Genomic DNA, 16,664 nt, shown 5'->3' with positions numbered 1-16,664 from the left:
ATATGCACTTGTTGTCCCCCTCGTGCTGGAGGGGCGGAATCACGAACGAGGGAGATACCGCCGGTGCGAACTCCGGACTCCGCCGCGTCACGCGCGTCTGACGTGGACCACCAGCTCCTCACCGCGCTGCGCCAGTGCGGCGCCGACCCGCGCGTCGCCCACGCCGCGCGGACCCTCTCCCGGAGCGGCGAGCACGGCGCGCTCTGGCTCGCCGCCGGACTCGCGGGCGCGTGCGCGGACCGCGCGCGCCGCCGCGCCTGGCTGCGGGCCACCGCCCTGGTCGGCGCGGCGCACGTGGCGAGCATGGGCGTCAAACGGGTCGTACGCCGCCCCCGCCCCCGGCTCCTCGGCGCGGAACCGCTGGTGCGCACCGCGGGCCGACACAGGTTCCCCAGCTCGCACGCCACATCGGCGGCGGCCGCCGCCGTCGCGTTCGGCGTGCTGCTGCCGAGCGGCCCGCTCCGCTCGTTCAGCCCGTTCCCGCCGCTGGCCGCCGTCATGTGCGTCTCCCGGCTGGCGGTGGGTGTCCACTACCCGAGCGATGTCGCCGCGGGCGCCGTGCTGGGTGCCGTCACCGCCCGGCTGGGCCGCGCCTGGTCGCTGCGCGCCCCGAGAGGCGGCGTCGATGACTGAGCCCACCTCGGCGCTGACCGAGCCCACCCCGGCGCTGCTCGACGCGGCGCACCGCCCGCGGAGCGGCGCCCCGGCCGCCGGGGTGCTCCGTACCGTGGTGGGACTGGCGGCGGGCGTGGTGCGCACGGCCCGCCCTCGCCAATGGGTCAAGAACGGCCTGGTCCTCGCCGCTCCCGTCGCCGCCGGACGGATCCTGTCCAGAGACGGGCTGATCCAACTCGCCATCGTGTTCGCGCTCTTCACCGCCTGCGCGTCCGCCGTCTACCTGATCAACGACGCGCGCGACGCCGAGGCCGACCGCGCCCATCCCGTCAAGTGCCGCCGCCCCGTCGCCTGCGGCCAGCTCCCGGTGCCGGCCGCGTATGCCGCGGGCGGGCTGCTCGCCGTCCTCGCCCCGGCCGCCGGGGCGGTGTTCTGCAACGCGGCGACCGCCGAGCTGCTCGCCTTGTACATCGTCATGCAGCTCGCGTACTGCCTCTGGCTCAAGCATGTGCTCGTCGTGGACCTCGTGGTCGTCACCACCGGGTTCCTCATGCGCGCCATGGCCGGCGGGTTCGCCCTCGACATCGACCTGTCGCGCTGGTTCCTGATCACCTCGGGATTCGGCGCGCTGTTCATGGTCGCCGCCAAGCGGTACTCGGAACTGGTCCTGATGTCCGCCGCCGAGGGCGAGGCCGGCGCCTCGCGCGCCCTGCTCAGCACCTACACCACCGGCTATCTGCGGTTCGTCTGGCAGCTCGCCGCCGGGGTCGCGGTCCTCGCGTACGGCATGTGGGCGATGGAGACGGGCGGCATCGTCACCGGCTCACTGCCCTGGCGGCAGCTGTCCATGATCCCGTTCATCCTGTCCGTGCTGCGCTACGCGGTCTTCGCCGATGCCGGCGCGGCCGGCGCTCCGGAGGACGTGGTGCTGCACGACCGCCCGATGCTGGTCATCGCGCTGGGCTGGGCCGTCCTCTACGCCCTCGCGGTGGCCGATCTGTGAAGCGCGGCCCGTTCGCCTCCCGGACGCCGCGGTCCGCGCTGCGCTCCGAGATCCTCGGGTTCGCGGTGGCCGGCGCCGCCGCCTACGCCACCGACCTCGGTCTGTTCATCTGGCTGCGCGGCCCCGGCGGCTTCGGGCCGCTCACCGCCAAGGCGCTGTCCTTCCTCGCGGGCTGCACCGTCGCGTACGCCGGGAACGCGCTCGGCACGTACCGAGGCCGCGCACCCGCCGTGAGCCGCGCCCGGCAGTACGGGATCTTCCTCGCGTTCAACGTGGCGGGCGCGCTGGTACAGCTGCTGTGTCTCGCCCTGTCGCACTACGTACTCGGATTCACCGGTCCGCGCGCGGATGTGATCTCGGGAGCGGGTATCGGCATGGCACTGGCCACCGCGCTGCGCTTCTGGGGAACGAGGACCTTCGTCTTCGGACGGAGCGGCTCCTCCGCGCCCCAGGAGTGGGCGCGCTGACAGAGGGAAGGCGCGGGCCATGGATTGGCTGACGAAACTGCGGTGGATCGGGCCGTGGATCGCCCGGGTGATGAGGACCCACGCCTGGCGCTCCTTCGAGCACCTCCAGCGGGTGCACTGGACCCGGCTGGCCGCGGCCGTCACCTTCACCAGCTTTCTCTCGCTCTTCCCGCTCATCACCGTCGCGGCGGCGATCGGCGCGGCCCTGCTGTCCGAGCACCGGCTCCAGGAGATCGAGCAGAAGGTCTCCCAGCAGGTACCCGGCATCTCCGACCAGCTGAACATCAACGGCCTGGTCGACAACGCCGGCACCGTCGGCCTCATCGCGGGCGCACTGCTGCTCTTCACCGGATTCGGCTGGGTCGCCTCGCTCCGGGACTGCCTGCGAGCCGTCTGGGACAAGGACGACGAGGACGAGAACCCCTTCCTCCGAAAGCTCAAGGACGGCGGGATTCTGCTCGGCCTCGGCGGCGCCGCCGTCGTCTCCCTGGGCGCGTCCGGCTTCGCCACCGCCGCCGTCGGCTGGGCCGCCGACCGCATCGGCTTCGAACACAGCACCCCCGGCCGGTTCCTCCTCACCGCCGCGGGCTTCTGCATCGCCGTCATCGCCGACTTCGTGCTGATGGTCTATCTGCTCACGCTGCTGCCCGGCGTCGAACCCCCGCGCCGCACCGTGGTCGTCGCCGGCCTGATCGGCGCCATCGGATTCGAACTCCTCAAGGTCCTCATCAGCAGATACCTCCAGGACGTCGCGGGCAAGAGCATGTACGGCGCCTTCGGCGTCCCCGTCGCCCTGCTGCTCTGGTTCAACTTCATGGCCAAGCTGCTGCTCTACTGCGCCGCCTGGACGGCGGTGCCACGCGAAGGGGACCCCGCCACGGAGGCGGAGTCCCCGGCGACCGCGAGGTGAACCGGAACGCACCGGTCAGTCGGTGATACCGCCACGCGACCTGCGGCGCCGCGAGATACGGGAGCCGCCGGGCAGACCCGGGATGGGGTGGCGGCGGTGGATGAGGAAGGTGATGACGGCGACGAGGGCGAGGGCGCCGGCCGAGAGGGCGACGGTGGTCCAGATGCCGCCGGAGCCGGAGGCCGCGGTGACGGCCGCCTGTGCGGGGTCCTTGGTGCCGTCGGCGGGGGTGTTGGAGTTGGCGGCGCTCCTGGCGGGGACGAGGGTGCCGACCGGCTTGACGGTCGGGGCGGCCTTGAAGCCCCAGTCGAGGAGGGCGGCCGTCTCCTTGTAGACCTCGCTGGCGCCGGTGGCCGGATGCATCACGGTGACCAGCAGTTTGCGCCCGTCGCGTTCGGCGGCGCCGGTGAAAGTGTTGCCCGCGTTGGTGGTGAAGCCGTTCTTCACCCCGATGAGACCGGGGTAGGGGCGCACGCCGTCGGCGCCGGTCAGCAGCCGGTCGGTGTTCTGTATGCCGAACGCGCCGCGCACCTTGGTCGGCTTGCCCGCTTTGTCCTTCTCGTAGTCGCCCGGGAACTTGGCGCTGACCGTCGCGCAGTACTCGCGGAAGTCCGGGTTCTTCAGGCCGGACCGGGCGATGAGCGTGAGGTCGTAGGCGCTGCTGACCTGCCCCGGCATGTCGAAACCGTCGGGCGAGACGACATGGGTGTCGTCGGCCTGCAGTTCCTTGGCGTGAGCGTTCATCTCCTGGACGGTCTTGTCGACACCGCCGTTCATGGCGGCGAGTACGTGCACCGCGTCGTTGCCCGAGTGCAGGAAGACCCCGAGCCACAGATCGTGCGCGGTGTAGCTGAGCTTCTCCTTGACCCCGACGAGACTGCTGCCGTCACCCATGCCGCGCAGGTCGGCGTCGGCGACCGTGTGCTCCTGGGTTTTGGCGATCTTGGGCAGCACGGTGTCGGCGAACAGCATCTTCAGGGTGCTGGCCGGGGCCAGCTGCCAGTGCGCGTTGTGCGAGGCGAGCACCTGCCCGCTCTCCGCGTCCGCGACGATCCACGAGCGGGCGGTGAGCTTCGGCGGGAGCGGCGGGCTGCCGGCATCCTGCTGCACCTGGGTGCCGGGCAGACCGAGCCGGTCGCCGCCGACAGTCGACATGCCGGGAGGAGGTGTCGGCTCCTTCGTTCTGTCGTCCGCGTGAGCGGGTGACGCGAACGCGGCGCCGCACGCCAGCGACGCGGCGCACAGGGCAAGCAGAGGACGGCGGACGGCGGGTGAAGGCTTCAGCACCAGCAGAACGTACAGGTCCGACGGCGGAACGCGCGCCCTCTGTTTGCGCTCCGGACGGGTGAGGATTCGCACGCCCGGGACACGGAACCATCGGGACCCCGTCGCCCGTTGTCCTGCAGGGAGTCTTCATACTGGACGCATGAAGCTCAACCGTCCCGTCTCCTGGTTCCTGGTCGCCTTCGGTGTGTGGTCCTGGATCGTCTGGACCACGTTCGTCAAGAACCTGTGGAAGGACGTCAGCGGACTCGCCTTCGACAACGGCTCCCCGACCACGTACTTCTGGGTGCACCTTGCCCTCGCGATCACCTCGTTCCTGCTGGGGACGGCGATCGGCGTGCTCGGGCTGCGGTCGCTGCGGGTCCTGCGGCGGGAAGCCGCTGCCGGCACGTCCTCCGACCCGGCCTCCGACCCGGCCTCCGTGTAGTGATCGTCGTCTTCGTCCTGGGCGGGCTGGCTGTGCTGGCCCTGCTCGCCGGTGTGCACCGGTATCTGTGGCGGCGCCTGGTCCGCGATGTCTCCGCGCCGGGCGGCTGGTACCGGCGGACCGGGACGGTGCTCGCCTTCGTCCTCCCGCTGACCAGCCTCGGCGCGCTGATCGGCGGCCGCGATCTGCCGCTCGCGGCCGAACGGTGGGTGGCCTGGCCGGGCTATATGTGGCTCGCGCTCCTGCTGTATCTGACGTTCGCGCTGCTGGTCGGCGAGGCGGTACGGCCGCTGCTGCGGCGCGCCGTCAACCGGCGTCCGGCCCCGGCAATGGCGGAGCCGGCAGTGGCGGCGAACTCCGGTGAGCCGGCCCCCGATGACCCCGCGGCACCGCACGAGCCGGGCGCGATCCCGACGGCGACCGCAACCGGGCCCACGACCCCGGCCGTGGCCGTTGACACCACCCGGCGGCAGTTCGTCGCCCGCACCGTCGCCGTCGCGGCCGCCACCGCGGCGGTCGGGACCGTCGGGTACGGCACGTACGGAGTGCTGCGCGGTCCCCGGCTGAAGAATGTGACCGTGCCCCTCGCGAAGCTGCCCGCCCGGGCGGACGGGTACCGGATCGCGGTGGTGAGCGATATCCACCTCGGACCGATCCTGGGGCGGTCGCACACCCGGAGGATCGTCGACACGATCAACGGCGCGCGCCCCGACCTGGTGGCGATCGTCGGTGACCTGGTCGACGGGACCGTGTCCGATCTGGGTCCGGCTGCCGAGCCGCTCGCACAGCTGCGGGCCCGGGACGGCTCCTACTTCGTCACCGGCAACCACGAGTACTACTCGGGCGCGGCCCCGTGGGTCGACTTCGTACGGGAGTTGGGCGTGCACCCGCTGGAGAACGCCCGCGTGGAGCTGTCCGGCTTCGATCTCGCGGGCGTCAACGACATCACCGGCGCGGACCACCATGCCGCGCCGGACTACGGCAGGGCGCTCGGCGACCGGGACCGTACACGGGCCGCCGTCCTGCTGGCGCACCAGCCGGTGATGATCCACGAAGCGGTGAAGCACGGCGTGGACCTGCAGCTCTCGGGGCACACCCACGGCGGCCAGCTGTGGCCGGGCAACTACATCGCGGAACTCGCGAACCCCACGGTGGCGGGTCTTGACCGGTACGGCGACACGCAGTTGTACGTGACCCGGGGCGCGGGCGCCTGGGGGCCGCCGGTACGGGTCGGGGCGCCGTCGGACATCACGATCGTGAAGCTGGTGTCACTGCGCGCGTGACGCGCGCTTGGCGGCGCGTTTCGCCGCCCGCTTGGCGGGAGCGGGGACCGGAGCGGGAATCGTGGCGGGTACCGGTGCGAGGGCGGCGTCCGCCGCCGGGGTCTTCGGGTCCGGGCCGGAGGCCGACGCCTTCCGGGCCGAGATGAAGGTCGGCAGGATGCAGTCCTGGATGAGCCCCTTGGCGTCCCTGACGAGCGGCCGGAACACCCGGTAGCGGGAGAGGCTGACGACCTTCGCCACCAGCGGGGTGCAGCGCTTGACGAACGCCCGGGTGCGTTCGGTGTCCTCGGTGCGGTCGAACACCCAGTACAGCACCACGATCATGAGGTGCAGCCAGAGCAGGTCGGGAAGGAGTCCGGCCAGTTCGGCGTCGAGCTTCGGGGACAGCTCCGAGCCGTTCAGCACCTCGTCGAAGATGGCGACGGCGGTGGCGCGGGCCGGGTGCGACTCGTTCGAGAACGGGCTGAGCGGGCTCTCCGGGTCGGCGGCCGTGCGGAAGAACTGGGACGCGAACTCGTGGTAGGGCGCCGCGCAGTCCACCCAGGAGGTCAGGGCGATCTCAAGACGCTTGGAGAAGTCGGTGGTCCCGGCCATCTTGGCGGGGGCGTCGAGCGCGTGCTCATGGGTCATCCGGTCGTAGAAGCCCTGGATCAGGAATTCCTTCGACGCGAAGTAGTAGTAGGCGTTGCCGACCGATACCCCGGCTTCGGTGGCGATCGCCCGCATCGTCGTCTTGTTGTAGCCGCGCTCCTGGAACAGCCGCATCGCGGTGTCCAGAATGAGCGCCCGGGTCAGCTCGCTCTTGTCGGTCTTCGGACGTGCCCGGCCGCCCGGCAGTTCGGTGGCCGGGGCGTCCTCGGCCGGGCTCCGGTCGGTTTCTTCCACGAGGCTGAGCCTAGGGCCTGTCCGGCGGATCATGGGCGGTCCCCGGACAGGCCCCGGAGCCGGACAGAACGCCGGGCGGACCTGAGGAATCAGGTCCGCCCGGCGTTCGAGAGCCGTGCTCGGATCAGTCGCGCGAGTGGCTCAGCTCCAGGTCGAGGTCGTCGCCGCCCTCGCCGTCCCGGTCGCCGCTCACGGTGACGGTGGCAGGGAAGGGCGGGTAACCCATCGTCAGCAGGGTGTAGCGGCCCGGATAGAGGTTGGCGAAGGCGTAGCCGCCGTCCTTGCCGGTGTGGACGACGCCGACCTCCTTGCCGTCCGCGTCCTGGAGAACGACGCGGGCGTCGTCGACCGGGTCGCCCTTCGCGGTGCGTACCGTGCCGGTGAGGGTGCCGGTGCCGCTGAGCCGCAGATCGCAGTCGACCGGGCGGTCGGAGGTCATGACGCTCGCGGTCTGCGGGTGGTGGCCGTCGGCGTTGGCGACCAGGACGTACGAGCCGCTGCCGGGCGTCGGCAGGGTGTACGTACCGTCGTCGGCCGCCGTGATCCTGCCGACCTGACGGCCGTCGGCGGCGATCAGGGTGAGCTCGGAGCGCGGGATCGGCAGCCCCGCGGAACCGCGGACGGTGCCGCGTACGGCCGGACCGCCGTTCGCGGAAGCCGGGGAAGCCGCGGAATGCACGGGGGCGCTGCCGGGAGCCGCCCCGGCCGGTCCCTCGACCGGGTCCTCCGCCGCCTCGACCGCGAGGTGCGGCAGCCGCTTGTCGAGCCAGCCCGGCAGCCACCAGTTGGCGTTGCCCGACAGGTGCATCAGCGACGGGACGAGCACCGTGCGCAGGATGAACGCGTCGAGTGCGACCGCACCCGCCAGCCCGATGCCGAACATCGCCAGCACCCGCTGCCCGCTGAGCATGAACGCGCCGAAGACGCAGATCATGATGACGGCCGCCGAGTTGATCACCCGGCTGGTCTCCGCCAGCCCGACCCGTACCGCCCGTGCGTTGTCCTTGGTGTGCACCCACTCCTCGTGCATCCGGCTCACCAGGAAGACCTGGTAGTCCATGGACAGACCGAAGAGCAGCGACAGCATGATGACCGGGAGGAACGCCTCGATCGGGCCCGCGCGGCCGGCGGCGAGCGCTTCGCCGCCCCAGCCCCACTGGAAGATCGCGACCAGCAGCCCGAAGGACGCGGCGGCCGCGATCAGGTTCATCAGCGCGGCGGTCAGCGGCACCAGCAGGCTGCGGAAGGCGACCAGCAGCAGGACGAAGCCCAGCGCGATGATCACGCCGATGAAGAGCGGCAGCTTGCCCATCAGCACCGAGGCGAAGTCCTTGAACATCGCCGTCTGGCCGCCGACGTACGCCTGCATCGTGCTGCCCTTCTCGGCAGCGGGCACGACGTCGGCACGGAGATGGTCGATCAGGTCCGAGGTCTCCGCGGCCTGCGGGGACGTGGTCGGTACGGCCTTGATGACGGCGATGCCGGGACCCGGCTTCATCGGCATCGCGGCGGCGAAGGCGATGCCCTTGGTCTGCCCCAGCGTGACCACCAGGTTCCGCACCGCGGCCTGGTCGGCGTCCGACTTCACCTCGGCGAGGATCGTCAGCGGGCCGTTGAAGCCCTCGCCGAAGCCGCCGGCGAGCAGGTCGTACGCCTGGCGGGTGGTCGTGGTACTCGGGTTGTTGCCCTGGTCGGACGAGCCGAGCCGCAGCGAGAACGTCGGCACCGCGAGGGCGCCCATGATCACGACGGCGACCACCGCGAGCGACCTGGGGTGGCGTTCCAGGAACGACGACCAGCGGGCCGCCGTGCCGGTCTCCTCGGCCGGCTCGGGGCCGTTCGCGGCGAGTTTGCGGCGCTGGCGGCGGCTGAGGACGCGGATGCCGAGCACCCCGAGCATCGCCGGGAGCAGGGTGATCGCGGCGGCGACGCTCGTGACGACGGTCAGCGCGGCCGCGACGGCGACCCCGTTGAGGAAGCTCAGGCCCATCGCGAACATGCCGAGCAGCGCGATGCAGACCGTGCCGCCCGCGAACAGCACGGCGCGCCCCGAGGTGTTGACCGCCGTAACGGCGGCGTCCTCCGGGGTCCGGCCGCGCAGGATGCCCTTGCGGTGCCGGGTGACGATGAAGAGCGCGTAGTCGATGCCCACACCCAGACCGACCAGCATCGCCAGCATCGGTGCGAACTCCGCCACGTCCATCCCGTGGCTGAGCAGCACGATCGCGGACGAGGCGGTGCCGATGCCGAAGAGCGCGGTGACGATCGGCAGCAGCATCCCGTACAGCGAGCCGAAGGCGAGGAAGAGGACGACGGCCGCGGCCGCGATGCCCACCAGTTCGCTCAGGCCCTGCTGGGGCGCCTCGGTGTACTGCGCAACGGAGTTGCCGCCCACCTCGACCCGCAGGCCGGCGCCGCCCGCCGCCCGAGCCGTGTCGACGAACTTCTGCACCTCCTCCTTCTTGAGGAGGTTGCCGAGCTTGGTGAAGGTGACCGTCGCGTAGGCGGTCCTGCCGTCCTTGCTGATCTGGGCCGCGCCCTCCGGCGCGTACGGGCTGCCGATCGTGCCGACGTCCGCCACACCGCTCTTGATCCTGTCCAGCGTGGCGGTCATCTTCTGCTGGACGGCGGCGTCGCGCACCGAGCCCTGGTCGACGTGCCACACGACGCTGTCGGACTCGCCGGACCGCTCGGGGAACGCCTTGTCCATGAGTTTCAGGACCTGCGCGGACTCGGTGCCCGGCAGCTCGAAGACATTGGCGTACTTACTGCCCGCCACACCGCTCCCGGCCCCCAGGCCGACCAGCGCGAGCACCCACAGCACGATCACCAGCCATTTGCGCCTGTAGCACCAGCGTGCCAATGAGGCCACGGTCCCAGCTCCTTCTCTCGCCGCCGACGTGCACGTCCGACGTGCACTTCCGACTCGCACCGCGGAACGCGGATATCCAGTCGGCTCAGCCTCTGTGCCGGGGAACTCCGGTTACAAGGCGAAACTGGATCTCTCAAGGAACTCCCAAGTTCCCTCCAGTGGGTCTGTGGGGCGTCACTGCTGATACTTGAGGCATGGAGAACCCCGAACGCCCGGCCACCGTGCTGATTGTCGAGGATGAGCCGGGCATCGCGGACATTCTCCGAATTACCCTGAAATACCATGGCTTTACTGTGCATACCGCGGCCACCGGCAGACAGGCCGTGGCCGCCGCCCGCGAGCACCGGCCCGATCTGGTGCTGCTCGATGTGATGCTGCCGGACGGCAACGGCTGGGAGGTCTGCCGCACCCTGCGCGCCGAAAGCGACGACCTCGCGGTGATCTTCGTGACCGCCAGGGACGCGCCGCGCGACGTCGTCGGCGGACTCGCCCTCGGCGGCGACGACTACATCACCAAGCCGTTCGGCGTGGACGAGGTCGTCGCCCGGGTGCACGCGGTGCTGCGCAGGACCCGGCGCGAGACGGAGCCCGCCGACCCGGTACTGCGCCATGGCGATCTGGAGATGGACGAGACGACCTACACCGTCCGCCGGGCCGGCGAGCCGGTCGATCTGACCCCCACCGAGTACAACCTGCTGCGGCACCTGCTGCGCAACGCCGGGCGGATCGTCACCAAGGAACAGCTGCTGCAGCACGTCTGGCAGTACGACACCGTCGTCGAATCGACCGTCGTCGAGACCTACATCAGCTATCTGCGCCGCAAACTCGACCGGCTCGGACCGCCGCTGATCGAGACCCGCCGCGGTATCGGCTACGGCCTGCGGGCACTGGCATGAGACGCGTGGGCAGTGGCATGAAACGTCTGGGTACGGGACGCGTGGGTACGGGGCTCGCCGCCATGAGGCGCGAAGGCAAGAAGGCGTGTTTCTGGCCGCGTCCGCAGTCCCTTCGCGGCCGCTTCACGATCGCCAACGTCACCTTCCTGGCCATCGGCCTGGTGCTGGCCGGCTGCGCCAGCCTCATCGGCATGTACACCATGCTGATCGGCGAGATCGACGACTCGCTGAAGACCTCCCAGAAGGCGCTGGCCGCCACGCCGTTCACCAGCGGCGGGGTGCGGCAGCTGTGCACCGTGGCCGGGATCCTGCAGGCCTCCAGCGGCGGCAAGGTGGTCGCCCAGGTCTTCGAGCAGGATCTCTTCCTGGTGCTCGACGACCGGGGCCGGATCTCCACGGTGTGCGGGGGTGACGTGGCGAACCTGGGCGAGGAGCGCCGCAGCCTCGCGACGGCCCTGCCGGACCCGAAGGCGCTCGCCGCGTCCGGCGGCGCCGCCACCGTGCAGAGCGACGGCAGTTACTACCGGGTGGTCGTCTCCCGCCTCAACGACGGCACCATGGTGGTCAAGGGCATGCGGCTCAACGGGGTGCGGCGCGCGGTCGGCCACCTCTTCATCGTCGAAGTCGTCGTCGGCGTCGTCCTGCTGGCCCTGCTCGCCATGGGATCGCTGACCGCCGCCCGGCGGCGGCTGCAACCGCTGGAGGACATGGTCGAGACCGCGTCCGCGATCTCCGAGGGGGACCTGTCCCGGCGGATCGCCACCGCCTCGCACGGCAGTACCGAGGTCGAGCAGCTCAGCTCCGCCCTCAACGCCATGCTCCAGCAGATCGAGACGGCCCTCACCAGCAGCGAGCGCGCCACCGCCCAGCTCCGGCAGTTCCTCGCCGATGCCTCCCACGAGCTGCGCACGCCGCTCGCCTGCGTGCGCGGCTACCTCCAGCTCTACGAGAAGGGCATGCTCGACCCCGACGAGAAGGACCGCGCCCTGCGCCGGGTCTCCGCCGAGGCGGTGCGGATGAGCCGCCTCGTCGACGAACTCCTCGCCCTCGCACGGCTGGAGGACCGCCCGGCGCTCGCGCCGCGCCCCGTCGATCTCTCGCAGCTGGTCCGTGACGGCGTCGCCGACCTCGCCATGCAGCAGCCGCAGCGGCCCATCGCCCTCGTCGTGCCCGACGGCGTGGAAGTGCTGGGTGACGAGCCGCAGTTGCGGCAGATCATCGGCAATCTGCTGAGCAACATCCGGGTCCACACCCCCGCCGACTCCCCGGTCACCCTTGAGGTCGCCTCCCAGGACCAGGACGTCCTGCTCCGCATCACGGACTCCGGGCCCGGCCTCACCCCACAGGACGCCGCCCGCGCCTTCGACCGCTTCTTCCGCGCCGACCCCGACCGCGCCCGTGACACCGGCGGCGCGGGTCTCGGCATGTCCATCGTCCAGGCCGCCGTCGACGCCCACCACGGCTCGGTCCGCCTCGACACCACACCGGGCACCGGCCTCACGGTGAGAGTGACGCTCCCGTCGGCTCTTTCCAGCCCGCCCGGCGCTTGAGGGGCGATGTTCTTTTGTTCAAGGCCGCCCCGCGATTGAGGGCACAGCCTGCCCGGCGATTGAGGGCCCCCGCCGCACCCGCCGTACCCCCGGCACAAGCGCCGTCCCCAGGCGCGGCTTGGCGCGGCCGGCCAGCAGCGAGCCGAGGAGGAAACCGACCGCGCCCGCTTGGAGCATGAGGACCCAGGCGCCGTCGCCGCCGAGTCTGTCGCGGGCCACGATCGGGCCGAGCGTGGCGAGGACGGCGGCGACGCCGTTCCAGGTGGCGTGGGCGATCAGGCTCGTCCAGTACCACTTGCCCCAGCCCCCGACGAGGTCGGCGCGCGGGAGCGGACCTTGCTCCAGCCCCCGACGAGGTCGGCGCGGAACGAACGGCGCGGTATCGGGGTGCGGCGGACCCGGATCGTGGCGAGGAGCGCCGCGCCGGCGGCGAACGACACGGCGTCGAGTACGAAGGCCCAGCCGGGCCCCGCGGTGAAGACCAGCAGACCGGCGACGGCGGGGCCGCCGAGGAAGGCGGCGTTCCGCGCGGAGGCCATCACGGCACTCTCGACGCGGACGAACGCCGGACCCTCTCCGACCTGCTGCGCCGGGTGATGCTCGTGGCGGAGCGGTAGTACCTCGGCGGGGGCTTGCGTTGGAGCCAACTCGAAGTCACGGTCGATCTCATGACCACCGCACCGCAGTCCCACGACAACGACCGCTACACGCGCGGCCTCGCCGTCCTCCAGAAGATCGCCGGCACCCCGCGCCCGGCCGTCCTCGACAGCCTCGCCGACATCGCTCCCGACCTGGCCCGCTTCACCGTCGAGTTCGGCTACGGCGACATCATCTCCCGGCCGGGACTCACCCTCCGCGAACGGCAGCTGGCCACCGTCTCCGCGCTCGCCGCGCTGGGCAACGCTGCCCCGCAGCTGCGTTTCCACATCGACGGAGCGCTCAACGTCGGCTGCACCCGCCGCGAAATCGTGGAGACCTTCATCCACGCCAGCGTCTACGCGGGCTTCCCGGCCGCGCTCAACGCTCTGACCGCCGCCCGCGAAGTGTTCACCGTCCGCCCGGACACCGCGCCGGACGCCGCAGCCGACACCGCCTCTGACACCGCCCGGGACGCGCAGCCCGACGACGGCACCGCCGTAGATCCCGCCGCCGCCGTCGACCCCGACTGCTACCGGCGCGGTCTGGCGGCTCTCACCCGCATCGACGGCCACGCGGGAGAACAGGTCGTCGCCTCGCTGCAGGACATCGCCCCCGATCTGGCCGTCTACCTCATCGAGTTCGCCTTCGGCGACGTCTACTCCCGCACGGGCCTCGACCTCAAGACCCGCGAGCTCACCACTATCGCGATGTGCACCGCCCTCGGCACCGCCGGGCCTCAACTCCGTTTCCACATCCACGGGTTCCTCAACGTTGGCGGCACCCGGCAGGAAGTCGTCGAGATCCTCACCCAGATGGCGGCCTACGCCGGATTTCCCGCTGCCCTCAACGGCATCGCCGCCGCCCGCGAGGTCTTCGCGGAGCGAGCGGCCACCGCCTGACGGGTCGTTGTCAGTGCCCCCGTCTACGCTCTGCGGATATGGGAATGGTGACGTTCGTCGACGAGACGACATCAGGGGAACGGCGCGACTCGTGGGGACTTGAGATCGCGGAGGAACGGCTCGCGCTGCGCGAGGTGATCCGGCGGCGGGTCTTCCAGGAGGTGGCGGAGTACAACGCCCGGCAGCTGGGGGAGTTCCAGGGCCTGGTACAGCCGACGGACACCGAGCGGACGCTCAACGGATACACCCTGCGCACCACGCGCCGGATAGACGCCGAGCAGCAGTGCGCGCTGGCCCTCACCGCCTTCGGGCGGAACGGATTCCTGGTGCTGGTCGGGGACCGGCAGGTCGAGGACCTGGACGAGGAACTGGATCTGCGGCTCGGCACCGAAGTCGTCTTCCTCAAGCTGGTACCCCTGGTGGGTGGCTGATGACCGACCCCGGCGCGGAGGACCTGCGGACCGTCGAGCGCCTCGCGGCCGATGGTGACATCGGCAAGCTCGCCAAGAAACTCGTCAGGGCCGCGACCCTGAGTGGCCTGCGGAACCCCTCGGTGGCCGAGCAGGTCGCCGCCGTGGCGAAGCGGCCGGAGGACGAGCGACTGCGGCTGGTGACGGCGTGGGCCGACCGGTGCCGGCGGGGGACCGACACGGAGGAGGTGCAGGATCTCCTGCTGATGCTCGCGGACCTCGTCGGCCGCGGACTCGGCGGGGAGCTGCTGGCCGATATGCGCATCGCCCGGCTCGAGGCTCTTGGCCGGCGTCATTCCTACTGGTACGCGGAACGGCTGGACGTACTCGCCGAGGCCGAACTGGCCTCCGGCCGGGCGCTGTCCCCGGCGGTCGTCGCCGTCTTCCGGCGGACCGCCGTGGGCACCTACCGGGACCCGGCGGTCGTCGCGCTGGCCAAGAAGCTCACCGAACCGGTGCTCAACGCGGGGGAGGAGTGGGCGGACCGTGCGATCGCGGGATTGCCGGAGCCGGCCGAGGCCTGGCAGCGGCTGCTGCGGTTCTCGACGACGGCCACCGCCGCCAGGCCGTCGGCCCAGTGGGAGACGGCCGGGCGGGCGCTGATCGAGGAGATCGGCGCGGATGCCGTGCGCGAGACGGTGCTGCCGTGGATCGCCCTCGTCGGGCGCCCCAGGACCCTGCCGCTGGAGCGTGCCGAGTACGAGCCGGACGTCAACGCCGCGTACGACCCGTACAACGCCAACGCCCTGCGCGGACTGGCCTGGCTGCTGTCCATACTGCCGCCGCACCAGGACACCGCCCGTGGGCTCGGCGTGCTGGTGGAGACCTCGCTGCGGAAGGTCGCCGGGCTCGGGCCGCGCAATCCCAAGGTCGCCAATGCGGCGGTGCTGGCGCTGTCGCGGATCGAGGGCGAGGCGGCGTTGGCGGAGCTGGCCCGGCTGGCGAGCCGCGTCGTCTTCAAGGGCACGCTCAAGCAGATAGACGCCGCGCTGGAGACCCGGGCCGCCGCCATGGGGCTGAGCCGGGAGGAGATCGAGGAGCTGGCGGTGCCCGGCTACGGGCTCACCGGGGTCGGCCGCCGGGCACATGCCCACGGGGAGTTGACCGTACTCGGCTCGAAGGCCGTGCTGAGCTGGCGCAACGCGGCGGGCAAGGCGGTGAAGGCCGTTCCGGCGGCGGTGAAGCGCGACCATGCCGAGGAGCTGAAGGAGCTCAAGGCGGCGGCCAAGGACATCGACAAGATGCTCAGCGCCCTGGGCGAGCGGCTGGACCGGCAGTTCCTGGCGCGCAGGACCTGGACGTACACCGCGTGGCGGGAGCGCTATCTCGACCATCCGCTGGTCGGCACACTCGCTCGCCGGCTGCTCTGGACGGTGGACGGGCAGGCGTGCGGGTACGCGGACGGCGAGTTGCGTACGCTGACCGACGATCCGGTGCCGGCCGGCGCCGAGGTCGAGCTGTGGCATCCGGTCGGGCGGGAGCCGGCCGCGATCGTCGCGTGGCGGGACTGGCTGGAGCGGCATGCCATCACCCAGCCGTTCAAGCAGGCGCACCGCGAGGTGTATCTCCTCACCGACGCCGAGCGGAACACCCGCACCTACTCCAACCGCTTCGCGGCGCACATCCTGCGCCAGCACCAGTTCCACGCGCTGGCCGCCGCTCGCGGCTGGCAGAACAAACTGCGGCTGATGGTGGACGACAGCTATCCGCCCGCCACCCGTGAACTGCCGCAGTGGGGGCTGCGTGCCGAGTTCTGGGTCGAGGGCGTGGGCGACGACTACGGCGAGGACACCACCGAGTCGGGCAGCTATCTGCGGATCGGCACCGACCAGGTGCGTTTCTACCCGATCGGCGCTCCGGAGAACTGGGCCCACGCGGGCGGCGGAGGGTATGAGCAGGGCTGGCGCGGCGCCCCCGCCGAGGGACTGCCGATCGCGGAGATACCGGCGCTGGTGCTCAGCGAAGTGCTGCGGGACGCCGATCTGTTCGTCGGGGTGGCGAGCGTCGGCAACGATCCGACCTGGCAGGACGGCGGTCCGCGGGGCCACTTCCGCGACTACTGGCACTCCTACGGCTTCGGTGAACTGTCGCAGAGCGCCGAGACCCGGCGCGATCTGCTCACCCGGCTGATACCCCGGCTGGCGATCGCGAGCCGCTGCACGATCGACGGCCGCTTCCTGCACGTGAAGGGCGAGCTGCACACGTACAAGATCCACCTGGGCTCGGGCAACATCCTGATGACGCCGAACGACGCCTATCTCTGCATCGTGCCGAAGGGGGGCGGCACGGATCCGGCCGCGGACGGGGGCTATCTGCCCTTCGAGGGCGACCGCACGCTCGCGCTCATCCTCAGTAAGGCCATGATGCTGGCTGATGACACCGGGATCACGGACCGGACCATCATCAGCCAGCTGTAGGGCCCCCGGCCGGGCTGCCGGCCGCTGGGCCGCAACGGGGATGTGCG

At 71.3% G+C, this 16,664-nt stretch carries 15 protein-coding genes; 11 read left to right on the top strand and 4 right to left on the bottom strand.

Annotated elements, in window-relative coordinates:
- Nucleotides 1–63 precede the first annotated feature (63 nt).
- The 4 genes from QMK24_RS03060 to QMK24_RS03045 are packed head-to-tail and all read left to right on the top strand — an operon-like array spanning nucleotide 64 to nucleotide 2,995.
- The gene (locus QMK24_RS03060; protein ID WP_283463476.1) at nucleotides 64–633 is read left to right on the top strand and encodes a phosphatase PAP2 family protein; all 570 of its coding nucleotides are present in this window, start codon (nucleotides 64–66) and stop codon (nucleotides 631–633) included.
- The gene (locus tag QMK24_RS03055) at nucleotides 626–1,618 is read left to right on the top strand and encodes a decaprenyl-phosphate phosphoribosyltransferase (RefSeq protein ID WP_283463475.1); all 993 of its coding nucleotides are present in this window, start codon (nucleotides 626–628) and stop codon (nucleotides 1,616–1,618) included. Before QMK24_RS03060 ends, QMK24_RS03055 begins: the two co-directional genes overlap by 8 nt.
- Nucleotides 1,615–2,085 (top strand): GtrA family protein, encoded by a 471-nt coding sequence (locus tag QMK24_RS03050; protein ID WP_283463474.1) that lies wholly within the window; start codon nucleotides 1,615–1,617, stop codon nucleotides 2,083–2,085. Before QMK24_RS03055 ends, QMK24_RS03050 begins: the two co-directional genes overlap by 4 nt.
- Nucleotides 2,086–2,104: 19 nt before the next feature.
- Nucleotides 2,105–2,995: a YihY/virulence factor BrkB family protein gene (locus tag QMK24_RS03045; RefSeq protein ID WP_283463472.1), complete on the top strand. Its 891-nt coding sequence runs from the start codon at nucleotides 2,105–2,107 to the stop codon at nucleotides 2,993–2,995.
- A 15-nt stretch (nucleotides 2,996–3,010) separates the two neighbouring features.
- Here the strand turns inward: QMK24_RS03045 and QMK24_RS03040 are convergent, their stop codons facing one another.
- A complete protein-coding gene (locus QMK24_RS03040) occupies nucleotides 3,011–4,150 on the bottom strand; it encodes a D-alanyl-D-alanine carboxypeptidase family protein (RefSeq protein ID WP_502962497.1) in 1,140 nt (379 codons plus the stop codon).
- A 271-nt stretch (nucleotides 4,151–4,421) separates the two neighbouring features.
- Between QMK24_RS03040 and QMK24_RS03035 the strand changes: the two genes are divergently transcribed.
- Together QMK24_RS03035 and QMK24_RS03030 are read left to right on the top strand one after the other, a co-directional pair.
- Nucleotides 4,422–4,706, top strand: coding sequence for an SCO4848 family membrane protein (locus tag QMK24_RS03035; protein ID WP_283463471.1), 285 nt, complete (start codon nucleotides 4,422–4,424; stop codon nucleotides 4,704–4,706).
- Nucleotides 4,706–5,989, top strand: a complete 1,284-nt coding sequence (locus tag QMK24_RS03030; protein WP_283463470.1) for a metallophosphoesterase — start codon at nucleotides 4,706–4,708, stop codon at nucleotides 5,987–5,989. The genes QMK24_RS03035 and QMK24_RS03030 overlap by 1 nt, the downstream gene beginning before the upstream one ends.
- Here QMK24_RS03030 and QMK24_RS03025 read toward each other — a convergent pair.
- Both QMK24_RS03025 and QMK24_RS03020 read right to left on the bottom strand, forming a co-directional pair.
- Nucleotides 5,975–6,907, bottom strand: a complete 933-nt coding sequence (locus QMK24_RS03025) for a TetR/AcrR family transcriptional regulator (protein ID WP_502962496.1) — start codon at nucleotides 6,905–6,907, stop codon at nucleotides 5,975–5,977. The two genes, QMK24_RS03030 and QMK24_RS03025, sit on opposite strands and share 15 nt — an antisense overlap.
- A gap of 91 nt (nucleotides 6,908–6,998) precedes the next feature.
- Nucleotides 6,999–9,737: an MMPL family transporter gene (locus QMK24_RS03020; RefSeq protein ID WP_283463637.1), complete on the bottom strand. Its 2,739-nt coding sequence runs from the start codon at nucleotides 9,735–9,737 to the stop codon at nucleotides 6,999–7,001.
- Nucleotides 9,738–9,940: 203 nt separating this feature from the next.
- Between QMK24_RS03020 and QMK24_RS03015 the strand changes: the two genes are divergently transcribed.
- Nucleotides 9,941–10,642: a response regulator transcription factor gene (locus QMK24_RS03015; RefSeq protein ID WP_283463469.1), complete on the top strand. Its 702-nt coding sequence runs from the start codon at nucleotides 9,941–9,943 to the stop codon at nucleotides 10,640–10,642.
- Nucleotides 10,643–10,704: 62 nt separating this feature from the next.
- Nucleotides 10,705–12,192 carry a sensor histidine kinase gene (locus tag QMK24_RS03010; RefSeq protein ID WP_283463468.1) on the top strand — a complete coding sequence of 496 codons (1,488 nt, stop codon included), beginning with the start codon at nucleotides 10,705–10,707 and terminating at the stop codon, nucleotides 12,190–12,192.
- A gap of 275 nt (nucleotides 12,193–12,467) precedes the next feature.
- On the opposite strand, the gene QMK24_RS41415 is transcribed toward QMK24_RS03010, so the two are convergent.
- Nucleotides 12,468–12,731, bottom strand: a complete 264-nt coding sequence (locus QMK24_RS41415) for an MFS transporter (RefSeq protein ID WP_349307833.1) — start codon at nucleotides 12,729–12,731, stop codon at nucleotides 12,468–12,470.
- A 129-nt stretch (nucleotides 12,732–12,860) separates the two neighbouring features.
- Here QMK24_RS41415 and QMK24_RS03000 point away from each other — a divergent pair, with 129 nt between their 5' ends.
- The 3 genes from QMK24_RS03000 to QMK24_RS02990 are packed head-to-tail and all read left to right on the top strand — an operon-like array spanning nucleotide 12,861 to nucleotide 16,617.
- Nucleotides 12,861–13,730 (top strand): carboxymuconolactone decarboxylase family protein, encoded by an 870-nt coding sequence (locus QMK24_RS03000; protein WP_283463467.1) that lies wholly within the window; start codon nucleotides 12,861–12,863, stop codon nucleotides 13,728–13,730.
- Between the two features lie 38 nt (nucleotides 13,731–13,768).
- Complete coding sequence (locus QMK24_RS02995) at nucleotides 13,769–14,161, top strand: hypothetical protein (protein WP_283463466.1); 393 nt, start codon at nucleotides 13,769–13,771, stop codon at nucleotides 14,159–14,161.
- Entirely contained in the window at nucleotides 14,161–16,617 is a 2,457-nt protein-coding gene (locus tag QMK24_RS02990; protein WP_283463465.1) for a DUF4132 domain-containing protein, read from the top strand. Before QMK24_RS02995 ends, QMK24_RS02990 begins: the two co-directional genes overlap by 1 nt.
- The last annotated feature ends 47 nt before the right edge of the window (nucleotides 16,618–16,664 follow it).

The organism is Streptomyces sp. PH10-H1 (genome assembly GCF_030063355.1).
Lineage (GTDB): Bacteria > Actinomycetota > Actinomycetes > Streptomycetales > Streptomycetaceae > Actinacidiphila.
Note: the sequence above shows the minus strand (reverse complement) of the source record. Positions and strands in the feature narration are given on the sequence as shown.